This window comes from Bdellovibrio sp. 22V, from assembly GCF_030169785.1.
Taxonomy (GTDB): Bacteria; Bdellovibrionota; Bdellovibrionia; order Bdellovibrionales; family Bdellovibrionaceae; genus Bdellovibrio.
This window is the reverse complement of the sequence record NZ_CP125854.1, coordinates 132,110-146,772: the sequence shown is the minus strand read 5'-3', so window position 1 is coordinate 146,772 and position 14,663 is coordinate 132,110. Positions and strand designations below refer to the sequence as shown.

Genomic DNA, 14,663 nt, shown 5'->3' with positions numbered 1-14,663 from the left:
AGGCATGACAGTCATGAGTACAAAATTAGGAGTGAATGCATTCGGGGCGACACAAACAAAACCTGAGTCTGCAGGCGCTTCCAATATCAGTGCTCACGATAAGGACAAAATCGGCGGTGAAAACGTCGGTGAAGTTCTGAATAAAATTGTTGATCCGAATTGGACTGATCCGTCGAAGAAAGTTCGTGCAACGGGAAATCCAAATTTGGATAAAGATGCTTTCTTCAAGTTGATGCTGACACAAATGAAAAATCAAGATCCAACGAATCCGATGAAGAGCCATGAGATGGCGGCGCAGCTTGCGAACTTCTCGTCACTCGAGCAAATGCAGAATATGAACAGAACGCTCGATGAAATGAAGAACGGTCAAAAGCCGGCGGAAAATTTCCAAGCGTTGAATTTGATCGGTAAAGCGGTGGCGGGTGATTCTTCGAAAGTGGTGCGCGGCCCGAATGATAAAGATCACGATTTCAAATTCACTCTGCCAATGGAAGCAAGTGAAGTGACAGTGAAAGTTCGTGACGCCGAAGGAACAGTTGTTCGCACTTATAATCTGAAAGGTCTCAAGAAGGGTGAAAACAAACTCACTTGGAACGGTGAAGATGATAGAGCGATGAAAACTTCTCCCGGCGAATATCAATTCATGGCTGAAGCGAAAGGCGCAGACGGTAAAAAAATTGCGATCAAAACAGATTTCGACGGAGTGATCACAGGCGTGAGTTACTCTGGTGACGGACCTGTTCTTCACGTAGGAAACCAAGCGATTCGTTTCTCTGACGTGAAAAAGATCACAGACCCTCGTCTTATGAGCAACGACCAGAAAGCAAATGATGTTACAAACCTAGACTTGAAAAAAGATGATGCTACAGGACAAACTAAAAAAGAGGGGAATGTTGTTCAACAAACATCTTCCACTACACCGGTTCCTGCAGCAAAATCGAATATCATGAATACAGTGGGATTATCCCGCGACATGATGGAGAGAATCGCTAAGGAGACGGCGAAGTAATGGTAGATTTAAAGAAGATACAAACATTCGACCAACTTGTTCCGAGCCAGCCAGGGAAGGTAAAACAACCTGATCTGGGCACGGGACCTTCCTTCAAGGATACTCTGAATAACATCGGAGGCATGAAGCCTCAGAATGTTGGACAGATCAATCCTCAAGGCCTTGCCAAGGCTGCTGAAGGAGTGAAGTTCTCGAATCACGCGATTGAGCGTATGCATACTCGGGGAATTAGTTATTCACCTGAAGATATCGCAAAACTCAATGATGCGATCTCGAGAGCGGCGGCGAAAGGTTCCAAGGATTCATTAGTGTTAATGAATGACTCGGCACTGATCGTCAGCGTGAAGAACAAAACAGTTGTGACTGTGATGGATAAGAATGCATTAAAAGAAAATGTATTCACGAACATCGACTCAACAGTTGTTTTGTAATCGGCGGACGCCGAGGAGGCCGAAGAGCGGAGCTCGTAGGCTGAACTGATTTTAAAAATTAAATATTAGGGCTGGTCCTCGTAGAGGAGGCCCTCCAAACGGCGGATTCCGATTGAAGACGCCAACGACATGGAGGTCACATGGGTATTCTTTCATCTCTTTACACAGGTGTGTCTGGTATGACTGCTCAAGGCGAAGCCTTGGGTGTTATCGGTGACAACATCGCCAACGCGAACACGACAGGTTTTAAAGCCAGCCGTGCAGAATTCCAAGATATCATCTCTAAAAACTTAAAAGGTATCCTTGGTGGTAACCAAATCGGTCGTGGTGTGAAGATCGGTGCAGTAAACCCTATCCTTACTCAAGGTAACATCGATGCGACAGAGAAAGTCACTGACTTGGCGATCTCTGGTGACGGTTACTTCAAAGTAAAAGGTTCCGACGGTGAGTCTTACACTCGTGACGGTTCCTTCCACTTTGACCGTGAAGGTTACCTTGTAACTAACGACAATCAACGCGTGCAAGGTTTCTCGACGGACGAGAAAGGCAATATCGTTAACAAAATGACGGATATCAAGTTCCCACGCGCATTGATCCCAGCGAAAGCAACTAAAGAATTGAAATTGGATTTGAACTTAGACTCGCGCATGGAAGCGACTAAAAAGTTCGATATCAAAGACCCTTATTCGACTTCTCACTACTCTACAGGTGTTGAGATGTACGATTCTCAAGGTAATAAGCACTTGGTAAGCTTCTTCTTCAATAAAGTGGCTGACCGTGAGTGGGAATTCAAAGGTCTTGTTGACGGTAAAGAAGTCACTGGTGGCGAAGAAGGAATGTTGTCTCAAGTATGTGCTGGTAAGTTGACGTTCACAGTGGACGGTAAACTTGACAGCCAAGAAACGACAGAGACGAACTTCAACTTCAAAGGTGGTGCTCTTCAAGACCAACAAGTAAAATTGAACTTCGGTGACGCTATTAAAGAAGGCGGTAAAGGTTTGGACGGTACTAAGCAGTACGGTAAAAACTCAGACCTTATCACTTGGCATCAAGACGGTGCGGCGGCTGGTACGATCACTGGTTTGTCATTCAATGACGAAGGTATCTTGACAGCGGTTTACTCGAACGGTCAGGCTTCTGACCTTGCGCAAATCGCTTTGGCGAAGTTCGAAAACCCAGAAGCTCTTTTCAAAGTCGGTAACAACCGTTTGAAAGAGTCCAGAGATTCCGGTACGGCTTCTTTGGGTGGCCCGGGTGCAGCTGGTCGCGGTAAGTTGTTCGCGAAATCTCTCGAAAGATCTACAGTAGACTTGGCGACAGAATTCGTAAACATGATCCAAAACCAACGTGGTTTCCAAGCCAACGCGAAGACAATCACGACAACAGATGAACTTTTGAACGAAGTGATTCAGTTGAAGAGATAATATCTCTAGTACCAGCTAAATTGTAAATCCATGACCATGTCGACAGGCCCGCTGACCCCGGGCCTGTTCTTTTTTTAGCGATTTTTATTGAATCTAAATTTGGCAAGTCCGTTTCAGAGCGAGAATATTTTAACTCTGCAATCTCATTCCCAGTGTCGATTAAAAGTGTGTAATAATAAGGTATTTAGGAATAATTACGACATTTGCTCCTTTTGTTTAAGAACAAATCTGATATATCCTAGCCCCACAAATAACACTTGTTTAGCAAAGGTGACTCCAAATGAGATGCTTGGTAGTTGAAGACGATAACGAAATTGCAACAATCGTGAAGCAAGGACTAGGGGAACTTCAAGGCGACGTCGAAGTTGAATCTAACGGCAGACGCGCTTATGAAAGAGCACTGACTAATCATTACGACATCATCGTTCTAGATCTAATGCTTCCAGAGATGGACGGTTACACGTTCGCAAAGTCTCTTCGTGAGAAAGAAATCAATACCCCGATTTTAATCTTGAGTGCCCTTCGTGAGCTTGATGACCGCTTAAAAGGTCTCAGCATGGGTGGAGATGACTATTTGACGAAACCATTTGCAATGGCTGAATTGCAAATCCGCGTGAAAAACCTTTTGAAGCGTGCTCAAAAAGCTTCGGAAGTAACTCAATTGGTTTTCCAAGATTTGAAATTGAACCGCTTAAATCGTGAAGTGATCCGTGCCGGCCGTAAACTTGATCTTCAAGAAAGAGAATTCGTGCTTTTGGATCTATTCATGTCCAATCCGAATAAAATCATCGGTAAACAGACTATCCTTAAAGAAGTTTGGAATTATGATTTCGATCCGCAAACGAATGTGGTAGACGTATTAGTATGTCGTTTACGAAACAAGCTAGAAAAAGATTTCCCTACACGCCTCATTTATACGGTTAGAGGTGTAGGATATGTTCTTAAGTCGTCTTAAGCCGACGCTCTTCCGGATCAGCACTAAATTAACGCTCGCGTACTCTTTAGTGCTGATTCTCAGTTCAACAGTCATTTTTAGTTTCCTCTACTTTCAAATCAGCCATGCCCTGAATGATCAGGAACGGGTCGTTCTTGATGCCAAGCTCGAGGAATATCGTAATCGCATAGAAATTCGCGGTCTGAAGGACTTCAACGAATATTTTATGTATGTCCCTAACTATGACCGGGACGCCTCTTTGTTAGTGACCATCGTTTCTCCGCGGGGAGAAGTGCTTTTCACTCACGAACCTTTTCCGAATTTCAAAGTGGATGCAGAAGCGCTTCGCCGGGATGCCTTGTCGCAAAAAACTCAAATCTTTGAAATGAAGATGCCCGAGGTGCATGGCAATGACACGATCCTTATTTTGGGTCGTGTTTTGAAAGATGGGAATCGTCTTATCGTCGCAAAAAGCACGGAAGGCCTTGCAACTCAATTGCGCAATTTGCAGAAAATTTTCTGGTGGCTTCTTCTGCCGGTCGCTTTGATCGGTTTCTTGGGCGGTCTATTTCTTTCCAACAGAACACTCAGTCCTGTGCGTGAGCTGATCACCTCCATGAAAAAAATCGAAAGCGGATCACTGTCGACTCGCGTGCCCGTGGGTGGAAGCGAAGACGAGCTGGAAGAACTCAAAATTCTTTGTAATAAGATGCTAGATAAAATCGAAGGTTTGGTAAACGGTCTGAAAGAGGCCTTCGATCACTTGGCGCATGATATTCGTACGCCGGTGACCAGACTTCGCGGTCGGGCGGAGATCGCATTGACCAGCGAAGGGGATGTGGATTCCTATCGCGAAGCTTTGCAAAGTTGTTTTGAAAACTCCGATAAGATTCTTAATTTCCTGCAGGTTCTTACGGATATCACCGAAGCTGAAAATCGCAGTAAAAAGCTGAAGCTTGAGAAGAAATACATCAGCGATCTTGTGCGCGAGATTATGAGCTTGTACGAAATGGCTTTTGAAGAAAAAGAAATTCGGGTCGTGCAGAAGCTGGATACCCATGATTGGGCGATGGTGGATGCAAGACTTATCAGTCGTGTTATCGCCAATCTTTTGGATAACGCCCACAAGTACACTCCTTCCGGCGGCGAAGTGACAATCGAGACCATCAATCAGACTGAAAATGTTATTTTGAAGGTCACCGATTCGGGGCCGGGAATTTCGCCGGATGAGCACGCGATGATATGGCAGAAACTTTATCGCAGTGATAAGAGCCGGTCTGAATACGGAATGGGTTTAGGGTTGACGTTTGTCAAAGCGGTCGTCGAAGCGCATGACGGAAAGGTTTCCGTTCGCAGTCCCGTGAAGGACGGGCGTGGCACTGAGTTCGAAGTTATCCTGCAAAAGATGTCATAAACCCTGTCAACAGACAGAGTCTTTAATTCAACAAAGATCTGATATTCCATAGAACAAATGCCTCTACCTTAATATAGAGTGGAGGCCGAGGTATCTATGGTTTCCCATCATGATTTAACGGATATTGAAAAAGAAATTGAAATTCCAAGTGGAGACCTTCGTCTGAAAGGAATTCTGGGTTTACCGGAGTGGGTAACGTCTATCGTGATTTTTGCTCACGGAAGCGGAAGCAGTCGGTGGAGTTCACGAAATAACTTTGTTGCGCACGTCTTACAAAAAAGAGGCCTGGGAACTCTTCTGATGGATTTGCTCACAGAAGAAGAATCCAACGATCGCAACAAAGTCTTTGATGTCGAACTTCTTGCGGAGCGTTTGCAGGCCGCTAAAAAATATCTTTCAACCCAAGCTAAAACAAAGAATCTGCCGGTCGCCTACTTCGGTGCAAGCACGGGAGCGGCCGCGGCCCTTACAGCAGCTGCTCACGACAGAACTATTTTCGCGGTGGTTTCCCGAGGCGGTCGTCCGGATTTGGCAGAGCCGAACTTAAAAAAAGTCAAAGCACCGACATTGTTGATTGTCGGGGGAAATGATCCCGAGGTGATGACTTTAAATAAAAAAGCTCTGGCGCAGATGAAATGTGAAAAGCAATTGATCGTTGTCTCGGGTGCGACTCATCTTTTTGAAGAAAGTGGGACGTTAGAGCAAGTCACACATCACGCAGTCGGTTGGTTCCTGCAGCACTTGCCCCTAGAGAAAACAAAAGAGGCTTCTTTATGAAAGAAATGGGGCGAGCTTATCACGTCTATATGTTTTGGCGAGAGTTTCAAATGAGAAGTCTGTAATTTACCAAAAGGGCCGGTAAAATTAAAACGCGGTAATAGATCTACTTTTTGTGTTTACTAAGATTGCGACAATGTTATGTGGGTTTGGCTCTGTAACGGGAGGAAATCTTTGTGGCGAAGTTGGACACGACTGTTGAATTAAAGAATAGGTCTTTGAAAAAGAATGCAAAAAATCTGCGGACTTCGAAGGACGATCCGGAACAAGAGAGAAGAAAACGCGCTCTCAAAAAACAGCGCAATCACATGGCAGCCGATCTTGGCAATGGTAATGGCTTTGAAATCACGTTCGACTCCCAAACCAAAGAACAACTTCGCCAACTTCTTTTCACGGTCAAAGCCGTGCGCCGTGGGGAGTTTTCGACGCGTATGCCGGTTGGTGAAGAAGGAATCATCTCTGAAATCGGCGAAGTTCTGAATGACATTATCGAACTCAATGAAAACATGGCTAATGAATTTGTGCGCGTTCGTAGTACCGTCGGTCAAGAAGGTCGCATGAATGAACGCGTGAATATGGGAACCGTTCGTGGCGCTTGGTCCACGAGTGTCGATTCCGTCAATCTTCTTATCGGCGATCTGGTTCAGCCGACTCAAGAAGTCGCACGTGTCATCACGTCGGTGGCGAAAGGGGACCTTTCACAGAAAATGACGATGGAAATTGACGGTCGTATGGTGAAAGGGGAATTCCTGCGCATCGGTACGACGGTGAATGCCATGGTGGATCAGCTCAACTCATTTGCTTCCGAGGTAACTCGTGTCGCGAAAGAGGTAGGTACTGAAGGAAAACTGGGCGGACAAGCTGACGTGCGCGGAGCTTCGGGAATTTGGCGCGATCTTACCGATAACGTAAACGGTCTCGCGGGAAACTTAACGGATCAGGTGCGTAACATCGCGAAAGTAACAACTGCGGTTGCGAAAGGCGACTTGTCGCAAAAAATCACCGTCGATGCCAAAGGGGAAATCTTTGAACTTAAGAATACCATCAACGTGATGGTGGATCAGTTGTCGTCGTTCGCAGCCGAAGTAACTCGTGTCGCGAAAGAGGTGGGTACCGAAGGACGACTGGGCGGTCAGGCTGACGTAAAAGGTGTCTCTGGTACTTGGAAAGATCTGACCGACAACGTAAATGGTCTTGCAAACAATTTGACAGCGCAGGTCCGTAACATCGCGAAAGTAACAACCGCGGTTGCGAACGGAGACTTGTCACAAAAAATCACCGTTGATGCGCGAGGTGAGATCCTTGAACTTAAGAACACCATCAACGTGATGGTGGATCAGCTGAACTCGTTCGCCGCCGAGGTGACTCGTGTCGCGAAAGACGTAGGTACCGAAGGTCGTTTGGGTGGTCAGGCTGACGTAAAAGGTGTGTCGGGTACATGGAAAGATTTGACCGACAATGTGAATGGTCTTGCGAACAATCTGACAGCGCAGGTACGTAACATCGCGAAAGTGACGACCGCCGTTGCGAACGGGGACTTATCACAAAAAATCACCGTTGATGCGAAAGGTGAAATTCAAGAACTGAAAGACACCATCAATACGATGGTGGATACACTTCGTTCCTTCGCGGCCGAGGTGACTCGTGTGGCGAAAGAGGTGGGTACAGAAGGTAAACTGGGCGGTCAGGCCGACGTAAAAGGTGTGTCGGGTACGTGGAAGGATTTGACCGACAACGTAAATGGTCTTGCGGGAAATCTGACGGCACAGGTGCGTAATATCGCGAAAGTAACGACGGCCGTTGCGACAGGGGACTTGTCGCAAAAAATCACCGTCGACGCCAAAGGCGAAATCTTAGAACTAAAAAATACAATCAATACGATGGTGGATCAGTTGAACTCATTCGCGGCCGAGGTGACTCGTGTCGCGAAAGAGGTGGGTACCGAAGGGAAACTGGGCGGACAAGCGGAAGTGCGCGGTGTTTCCGGTACGTGGAAGGATCTGACTGATAACGTAAATAGTTTGGCTGGAAACTTAACAGACCAGGTTCGTAACATCGCAAAGGTAACAACTGCGGTTGCGAAAGGGGATTTGTCACAGAAGATCACCGTCGATGCCCGAGGTGAAATCTTGGAGCTTAAAAACACCATCAACGTGATGGTGGATCAGTTGTCATCGTTTGCTGCCGAGGTGACTCGTGTGGCGAAAGAGGTGGGTACTGAGGGACGTCTGGGCGGTCAAGCCGAGGTAAAAGGGGTTTCCGGCACCTGGAAAGATTTGACTGACAACGTAAACGGTCTTGCAGGAAATCTAACGGCGCAGGTTCGTAACATCGCGAAAGTAACAACAGCGGTTGCGAATGGAGACTTGTCACAAAAAATTACTGTTGATGCCAAAGGCGAAATCTTCGAATTGAAGAATACGATCAACGTGATGGTGGATCAGCTGAACTCGTTCGCCGCCGAGGTGACTCGTGTGGCGAAAGACGTGGGTACCGAAGGAAAACTCGGAGGACAAGCCGAAGTTAAAGGTGTCTCTGGTACGTGGAAAGATTTGACAGATAACGTGAATGGTCTTGCTGGAAATCTAACAGCGCAGGTTCGTAACATCGCGAAAGTAACAACGGCGGTGGCGAAAGGCGACTTGTCGCAAAAAATTACCGTTGATGCCAAAGGCGAGATCTTGGAACTCAAAAATACCATCAACGTGATGGTGGATCAGCTGAACTCGTTCGCGGCCGAGGTGACTCGTGTGGCGAAAGAGGTGGGTACGGAAGGTAAACTCGGCGGTCAGGCCGACGTAAAAGGTGTCTCTGGGACGTGGAAAGATTTGACTGACAACGTGAACGGTCTTGCCGCCAATTTGACAGCCCAGGTTCGTAACATTGCGAAGGTAACAACCGCGGTTGCAAACGGAGACTTATCACAAAAAATCACCGTGGATGCAAAGGGTGAGATCTTAGAACTTAAAAATACAATCAATACGATGGTGGATCAGCTGAACTCGTTCGCGGCCGAGGTAACCCGTGTTGCGAAAGAGGTGGGTACGGAAGGACGTCTGGGAGGACAAGCGGAAGTGCGCGGTGTTTCCGGTACGTGGAAGGATCTGACCGACAACGTAAATATCATGGCCTCGAATCTGACCATGCAAGTGCGTGGTATCGTAAAAGTCGTTACCGCGGTTGCGAACGGAGACTTGAACCAGAAATTCGTTCTTGAAGCCAAAGGGGAGGTCGCAGCCCTGGCGGAAACGATCAACTCAATGACGGATACACTTCGTACATTCGCCGATCAGGTAACAACCGTCGCGCGTGAAGTGGGTATCGAGGGTAAACTGGGAGCACAAGCCCACGTACCTGGCGTTGCTGGTACATGGAAAGATTTGACCGACAACGTAAACTTCATGGCATCGAACTTGACGAAACAAGTGCGTGGTATCGTGAAAGTCGTAACGGCCGTCGCAAACGGGGATTTGAATCAGAAGTTCGTCCTTGAAGCGAAAGGGGAGGTCGCGGCCCTCGCTGAAACAATCAACTCAATGACGGATACTCTGCGCACATTCGCCGATCAGGTAACGACGGTGGCACGTGAGGTGGGTATTGAAGGTAAACTGGGCGGCCAAGCCAGCGTACCGGGAGCAGCCGGTACATGGAAAGACTTGACCGACAACGTGAATCAGCTTGCCGGAAACTTAACCGCACAGGTACGTGCGATCGCGGAAGTATCAACGGCGGTAACCAAAGGGGATCTTACTCGTTCCATCACCGTTGAAGCGGAAGGCGAGGTCGCAGCTCTTTCTGAAAATATCAACCAAATGATCTCGAATTTGAAAGAGACCACACAGAAGAATAACGAACAGGACTGGTTGAAAACGAACTTGGCGAAATTCTCGGGCATGATGCAAGGTCAAAGAAGTATCACCTCTGTAGCTCAGCTTATTATGTCAGAGCTGACTCCTCTCGTAGACGCGCGCCAGGGAACTTTCTTCATGTTAGAGAGCGAGAACAACGAGCCGTCTTTAAATCTGATCGCGAGTTACGCATATTCGGAAAGAAAACGCCTGAATAATAAATTTAAAATGAAAGAAGGTTTGGTTGGTCAGTGCGCCTTCGAAAAGAAACGCATTCTTCTGACAACACCTCTGGAAGATGATTCGATTATGATCAGCTCAAGCATCGTCGACGAAAAACCGCGCAATATTATCGTTTTGCCGGTTCTATTCGAGGGTGAGCTTAAGGCGGTCATCGAGCTGGCGTCTGTTCAGCCGTTCTCGCAGAACTATATCAACTTCCTGGATCAGTTGATGGATAGCGTGGGCGTTATCTTGAATATGATTTCTTCAAGCATGCGTACAGAAGAACTTCTGCAAGAGCTGAAACGTTCTAATGCCGAGCTTGAAGCGCAAGCAAAAGAGCTTGAAGAAAAAGCCAAACTTCTTGAGGTTAAAAATCAAGAGGTCGAATTGGCCAGCCGTTCTTTGGAAGAAAAAGCGGAACAATTGTCGCTTATCTCCAAGTATAAATCGGAATTCTTGGCGAATATGTCGCATGAATTGCGCACGCCTCTTAATAGCTTGTTAATTCTTTCCAAAACACTTGCGGAAAACCGCGATAAAAACCTCAGTAACGAGCAGGTGAAGTTCGCGAGTACTGTGCATTCGGCAGGACAAGATTTGTTGGCCTTGATCAACGAGATCCTGGATCTTTCGAAAGTCGAAGCAGGCAAAATGCCGGTCACACCGAAGGCGGTCTCTACGAACGAGGTTAAAGAATACATTGAACAGACATTCCGTCCTGTTGCTGAACACAAGGGGCTGGAGTTTGTTATAGAGACAAGCACAGATTTACCGCCGGCGATTTTTACCGATGAAAACCGCTTGCATCAAATCCTTAAAAACCTTCTTTCTAACGCCTTTAAGTTCACTGAAAAAGGCCATGTGAAACTGGAAATGCTTTTGGATGATCGTGTGAAAGAGGGCATTGTTGATAAAGAAAAGATGGATGTCATCTTCCGAGTCAGCGATACAGGGATCGGTATTCCTCTCGAAAAACAAAAACTGATCTTCGAAGCCTTCCAACAAGCTGACGGCACGACCAGCAGAAAATATGGCGGTACTGGTTTGGGTCTTACGATCAGCCGCGAGATCGCACGTCTCTTGGGTGGCGTGATCGAAGTGCAAAGTCAGCCGGGTGTCGGCAGCAGTTTCACTCTTTACTTGCCGCAAAAATACACGGGCCCTGATGCCTCAACGATCGGTCCGCAAGTGGAAGAAACGCCAGAAGCGGCACCTCTTCCGCTTGACGCCGATTTTACCGGCAGAAAAATTTTGATCGTTGATGATGATGTCAGAAACGTATTTGCACTCTCGAGCGTGTTAAAAATGCGCGGCATGAATGTGATTTATGCAGAGAATGGCAAACAAGGCATTCGTGTGCTTCAGGAAAATCCGGATACAGATCTGGTGTTAATGGATACGATGATGCCGGAAATGGATGGTATTGAAGCTACACGGGAAATTCGCAAACTTCCTGAGTTCCAGCATCTGCCTATTATTTCATTAACGGCAAAGGCGATGAAAGGAGACCGAGAAAAGTGTCTTGAAGCGGGAGCATCTGATTACGTCACCAAACCTGTCGACGAAACGTATTTGCTGGCAGTGATGTATTCGTGGCTTCCTAAAAAGAATGGCCCTTCTCAAACCGAGTAATCCATGCCAAACAAGCAGAATCCCGTAGACATACTGATTGTTGATGACAGGATTGACGGCCTCATTGCTCTTGAGGCCGTTCTGGATATGCCTGACATCAATCTCGTTAAAGCCCAATCAGGACGCGAAGCCTTGGAGCTTTTAAGTCACTATGATTTTGGCGTGATTCTGCTCGATGTGCAAATGCCCGAAATGGATGGTTTTGAAACGGCCATTCGTATTCGTCAAAATGAAAAGTACCGACTGACACCGATTATTTTTGTTACGGCGATCAATAAAGATGACCGTTATATCTACCGCGGATACGAGGCGGGCGCTGTCGATTATATTTTCAAACCTTTTGAGCCACAGATTTTGCGCGCCAAAGTCAGTGTCTTTATGGAGCTATTCCGAAAGTCACGGCAGCTTGAAGATCAAGCCGAGAAAATCCGCGAAAGTGAACGAAGAGAGCGGTACTTACGCCTGACGGAACTGGAAAACGAAAGTCTTAAAAGATATCGAGCTCTGGCTGATGCGATTCCGCACATGGTATGGCGGGCACGTAATGATGGCATGCTCGATTATGTGAATAAGGGATGGATTGATTATACTGGTCTTTCTTTAGAGCAGAGTTCCGGTAACGGATGGCATTCAGCGATAGATTCGGAAGACCTTAAAAGTTTTTTGAAATGCTGGATGGATTCGATGACCGACGGCCGTGCTTTTGAGGCGGAACTTAAAGTTCGCAATGCCAAAGGAGAATACCACTGGTTTTGGGTCAAGACCGTTGCAGAAATAAATCAGATGGGACAGGTTGCAAGCTGGCTGGGAACCTGCACTGACATTAATGATCGCAAAATCACCGAAATGAAGCTTATCAAGGCGGAGAAGGAAGCCAAAGCCGCGAGTGTTTCAAAAACAAGTTTCCTTGCGAATATGAGCCATGAGATTCGTACTCCGATGAATGCGATTTTAGGATTCACGGAGTTGATGCTGGATCCTTACCAAACGGCGGAAGAAAGAATCGAGTGCATTCATACAGTGCAAAGAAACGCGAGTCAGCTGCTTAAGATCATTGACGAGATCTTGGATATCTCCAAGGTGGAGTCGGGCCACATGCAAATTGAAAAAGTTGAAGTGAATGTCCCGACACTTCTTGATGATTTAAAAAACTTGCTGCAACTGCAAGCCGCAGACAAGGGATTAGAGTTGCGTTTCGGTCTTGATACGGAGATCCCGCGTACGATCATTTCCGATCCGACGCGCCTACGGCAAATTCTTCTAAACCTCATAGGCAATGCCATAAAATTCACGCAAAAGGGCTCCGTCGTGATCAACGTCGCATGGCACGCTAAGGAAAGCGCGGAGGCACGGGATAAAATGGAGTTTCGAATCATCGACACCGGTGTCGGTGTATCTGCGGAGCACGCGCATCGCCTGTTTCAACCGTTCATGCAAGAAGACAGCTCAACGACAAGAAAATTTGGCGGAACCGGATTGGGCTTGGCGTTGTCGCGCCAGCTCGCGCGAGCCATGGGGGGCGACATCTCCTTACTGCGAAGCGAACAAGGCAAAGGCAGTGAGTTTTTGATTCAGGTGGATGCTCCGGCTCTTTCAGATACGTCCTTTGTCGATAATCTTTCTGTGGCCGTGAAACGCAAGACCAAGAATTTTCCGAAAAGAGGAGATGAGCGTCTTAAAGGCATGCGCATTCTTCTTGTGGAAGACGTCGTCGACAATCAGGCGCTGATGGTGCACTTCCTGAATTTAGCGGGGGCGACGGTGGAAGTCGCCAATGACGGCTACGAAGGTGTTGCGAAAGCACTTGCGGGAAAATTTGATGCTGTTCTTATGGATATTCAAATGCCGAAATTGGACGGTTACGAAGCGACCAAACGTTTACGTCAGCAAGGATATAAAACACCGATCATCGCCTTGACGGCGCACGCGCTGAACGAAGAGCGCGATAAAAGCATTGAGGCAGGATGTGACGATCATCTTTCAAAGCCCGTCGAATTTAATAGCTTGATTGAGCACTTGGTTAAATTCAGTCCGAAGAAACCTAAGGAGGGAGAGCGCAGTGCTGAATGAAATCCCTTTTGAGGTGCGGGAATTTATTAAAAAATATATTTCTTCTGTCTCTCTGCTAGAACTTCTTCTTTTGATGAAACGTAATCCGCAACGTTCTTGGACTGCAGAAGAGCTGAGCGGAGAAATGCGCACAAACAATTCTTACGCTTCTCTTCAACTGGGAGAGCTTGTCGATTCGAAACTTGTTATACCCGGCGATCGCCAGGGAAGTTTTCGCCTCACGGAAAATCCTGAAGACAACAAAATGCTCTCGGAGCTTGAGTTTCTTTACAATAATCGCCGCTCGAGTCTCATTAATAGTATTTACGCTCAACCCATGGATAGCATTCGCGATTTTGCGAACGCGTTTAAAATTAAGAAGGATTAGCAGAATGGTTTATTTTGTCTATATGCTTTGTTCGCTGATGAGTCTTGGGGTCGCCATCGTTCTGTTGCGCGCCTATAGATCGAATCGAACCCGACTTCTTCTGTGGAGCAGTCTGTGCTTCGTCGGCATCGCCGTAAACAATATTCTTCTGTCCATCGATTTCAGCCTGGGACCTAACTATGACCTGACGACCGTGCGGGCGTTCTCGTCTTTGATTGCTATGTTTGTTCTTCTTTACGGTTTGATTTGGGATACGGTGTAATATGGATAAAGTCGATCTAAACAATTTCGTTTACGGTGCGGTGATGATGGCTTCGGTGATCGCCGGTCTGTTCTTTTTGAAGTTCTGGCGAAAAACCCGAGATCGTTTTTTTGCGATTTTCGCAGCAGCTTTCTTTTTACTCGCGATTGAAAGATGGTTCTTTTTATTTATTCAAATTCAAAACGAAGTGCACACGTATATTTTCGTGATTCGTTTGTTTGCCTTCTTATTGATCTTGGGAGCCGTCGTCGATAAAAACCGGGCGTAGAT

Annotated in this window: 11 protein-coding genes; all 11 read left to right on the top strand. The window is 46.8% G+C overall.

What is annotated here, in order from left to right:
* Positions 1 to 4: 4 nt before the first annotated feature.
* The 11 genes from QJS83_RS00730 (at position 5) to QJS83_RS00680 (ending at position 14,661) form a co-directional block, all read left to right on the top strand.
* A complete protein-coding gene (locus tag QJS83_RS00730; RefSeq protein ID WP_284606892.1) occupies positions 5 to 1,009 on the top strand; it encodes a flagellar hook assembly protein FlgD in 1,005 nt (334 codons plus the stop codon).
* Positions 1,009 to 1,440, top strand: coding sequence for a TIGR02530 family flagellar biosynthesis protein (locus QJS83_RS00725; RefSeq protein WP_284606891.1), 432 nt, complete (start codon positions 1,009 to 1,011; stop codon positions 1,438 to 1,440). Before QJS83_RS00730 ends, QJS83_RS00725 begins: the two co-directional genes overlap by 1 nt.
* Positions 1,441 to 1,580: 140 nt before the next feature.
* The gene (locus QJS83_RS00720; RefSeq protein WP_284606890.1) at positions 1,581 to 2,864 is read left to right on the top strand and encodes a flagellar hook protein FlgE; all 1,284 of its coding nucleotides are present in this window, start codon (positions 1,581 to 1,583) and stop codon (positions 2,862 to 2,864) included.
* 280 nt (positions 2,865 to 3,144) lie between these two features.
* Entirely contained in the window at positions 3,145 to 3,819 is a 675-nt protein-coding gene (locus QJS83_RS00715; RefSeq protein WP_284606889.1) for a response regulator transcription factor, read from the top strand.
* A complete protein-coding gene (locus tag QJS83_RS00710; RefSeq protein WP_284606888.1) occupies positions 3,800 to 5,212 on the top strand; it encodes an ATP-binding protein in 1,413 nt (470 codons plus the stop codon). Before QJS83_RS00715 ends, QJS83_RS00710 begins: the two co-directional genes overlap by 20 nt.
* 96 nt (positions 5,213 to 5,308) lie before the next feature.
* The gene (locus tag QJS83_RS00705; RefSeq protein ID WP_284606887.1) at positions 5,309 to 5,989 is read left to right on the top strand and encodes a dienelactone hydrolase family protein; all 681 of its coding nucleotides are present in this window, start codon (positions 5,309 to 5,311) and stop codon (positions 5,987 to 5,989) included.
* A 308-nt stretch (positions 5,990 to 6,297) separates the two neighbouring features.
* Positions 6,298 to 11,694: a HAMP domain-containing protein gene (locus QJS83_RS00700; protein ID WP_350159301.1), complete on the top strand. Its 5,397-nt coding sequence runs from the start codon at positions 6,298 to 6,300 to the stop codon at positions 11,692 to 11,694.
* A 3-nt stretch (positions 11,695 to 11,697) separates the two neighbouring features.
* Positions 11,698 to 13,764 (top strand): hybrid sensor histidine kinase/response regulator, encoded by a 2,067-nt coding sequence (locus tag QJS83_RS00695; RefSeq protein WP_284606885.1) that lies wholly within the window; start codon positions 11,698 to 11,700, stop codon positions 13,762 to 13,764.
* Complete coding sequence (locus QJS83_RS00690; protein WP_284606884.1) at positions 13,754 to 14,131, top strand: hypothetical protein; 378 nt, start codon at positions 13,754 to 13,756, stop codon at positions 14,129 to 14,131. The genes QJS83_RS00695 and QJS83_RS00690 overlap by 11 nt, the downstream gene beginning before the upstream one ends.
* Before the next feature lie 4 nt (positions 14,132 to 14,135).
* Positions 14,136 to 14,393, top strand: coding sequence for a DUF5985 family protein (locus QJS83_RS00685; RefSeq protein WP_284606883.1), 258 nt, complete (start codon positions 14,136 to 14,138; stop codon positions 14,391 to 14,393).
* A 1-nt stretch (position 14,394) separates the two neighbouring features.
* The gene (locus QJS83_RS00680; protein WP_284606882.1) at positions 14,395 to 14,661 is read left to right on the top strand and encodes a DUF5985 family protein; all 267 of its coding nucleotides are present in this window, start codon (positions 14,395 to 14,397) and stop codon (positions 14,659 to 14,661) included.
* Positions 14,662 to 14,663: the final 2 nt, after the last annotated feature.

What these genes read in the sequence shown, in the direction of transcription:
- QJS83_RS00730 (WP_284606892.1), top strand. Translation starts at nt 5, where the DNA reads ATGACAGTCATGAGTACAAAATTAGGAGTGAATGCATTCGGGGCGACA.
- QJS83_RS00725 (WP_284606891.1), top strand. Translation starts at nt 1,009, where the DNA reads ATGGTAGATTTAAAGAAGATACAAACATTCGACCAACTTGTTCCGAGC.
- QJS83_RS00720 (WP_284606890.1), top strand. Translation starts at nt 1,581, where the DNA reads ATGGGTATTCTTTCATCTCTTTACACAGGTGTGTCTGGTATGACTGCT.
- QJS83_RS00715 (WP_284606889.1), top strand. Translation starts at nt 3,145, where the DNA reads ATGAGATGCTTGGTAGTTGAAGACGATAACGAAATTGCAACAATCGTG.
- QJS83_RS00710 (WP_284606888.1), top strand. Translation starts at nt 3,800, where the DNA reads ATGTTCTTAAGTCGTCTTAAGCCGACGCTCTTCCGGATCAGCACTAAA.
- QJS83_RS00705 (WP_284606887.1), top strand. Translation starts at nt 5,309, where the DNA reads ATGGTTTCCCATCATGATTTAACGGATATTGAAAAAGAAATTGAAATT.
- QJS83_RS00700 (WP_350159301.1), top strand. Translation starts at nt 6,298, where the DNA reads ATGGCAGCCGATCTTGGCAATGGTAATGGCTTTGAAATCACGTTCGAC.
- QJS83_RS00695 (WP_284606885.1), top strand. Translation starts at nt 11,698, where the DNA reads ATGCCAAACAAGCAGAATCCCGTAGACATACTGATTGTTGATGACAGG.
- QJS83_RS00685 (WP_284606883.1), top strand. Translation starts at nt 14,136, where the DNA reads ATGGTTTATTTTGTCTATATGCTTTGTTCGCTGATGAGTCTTGGGGTC.
- QJS83_RS00680 (WP_284606882.1), top strand. Translation starts at nt 14,395, where the DNA reads ATGGATAAAGTCGATCTAAACAATTTCGTTTACGGTGCGGTGATGATG.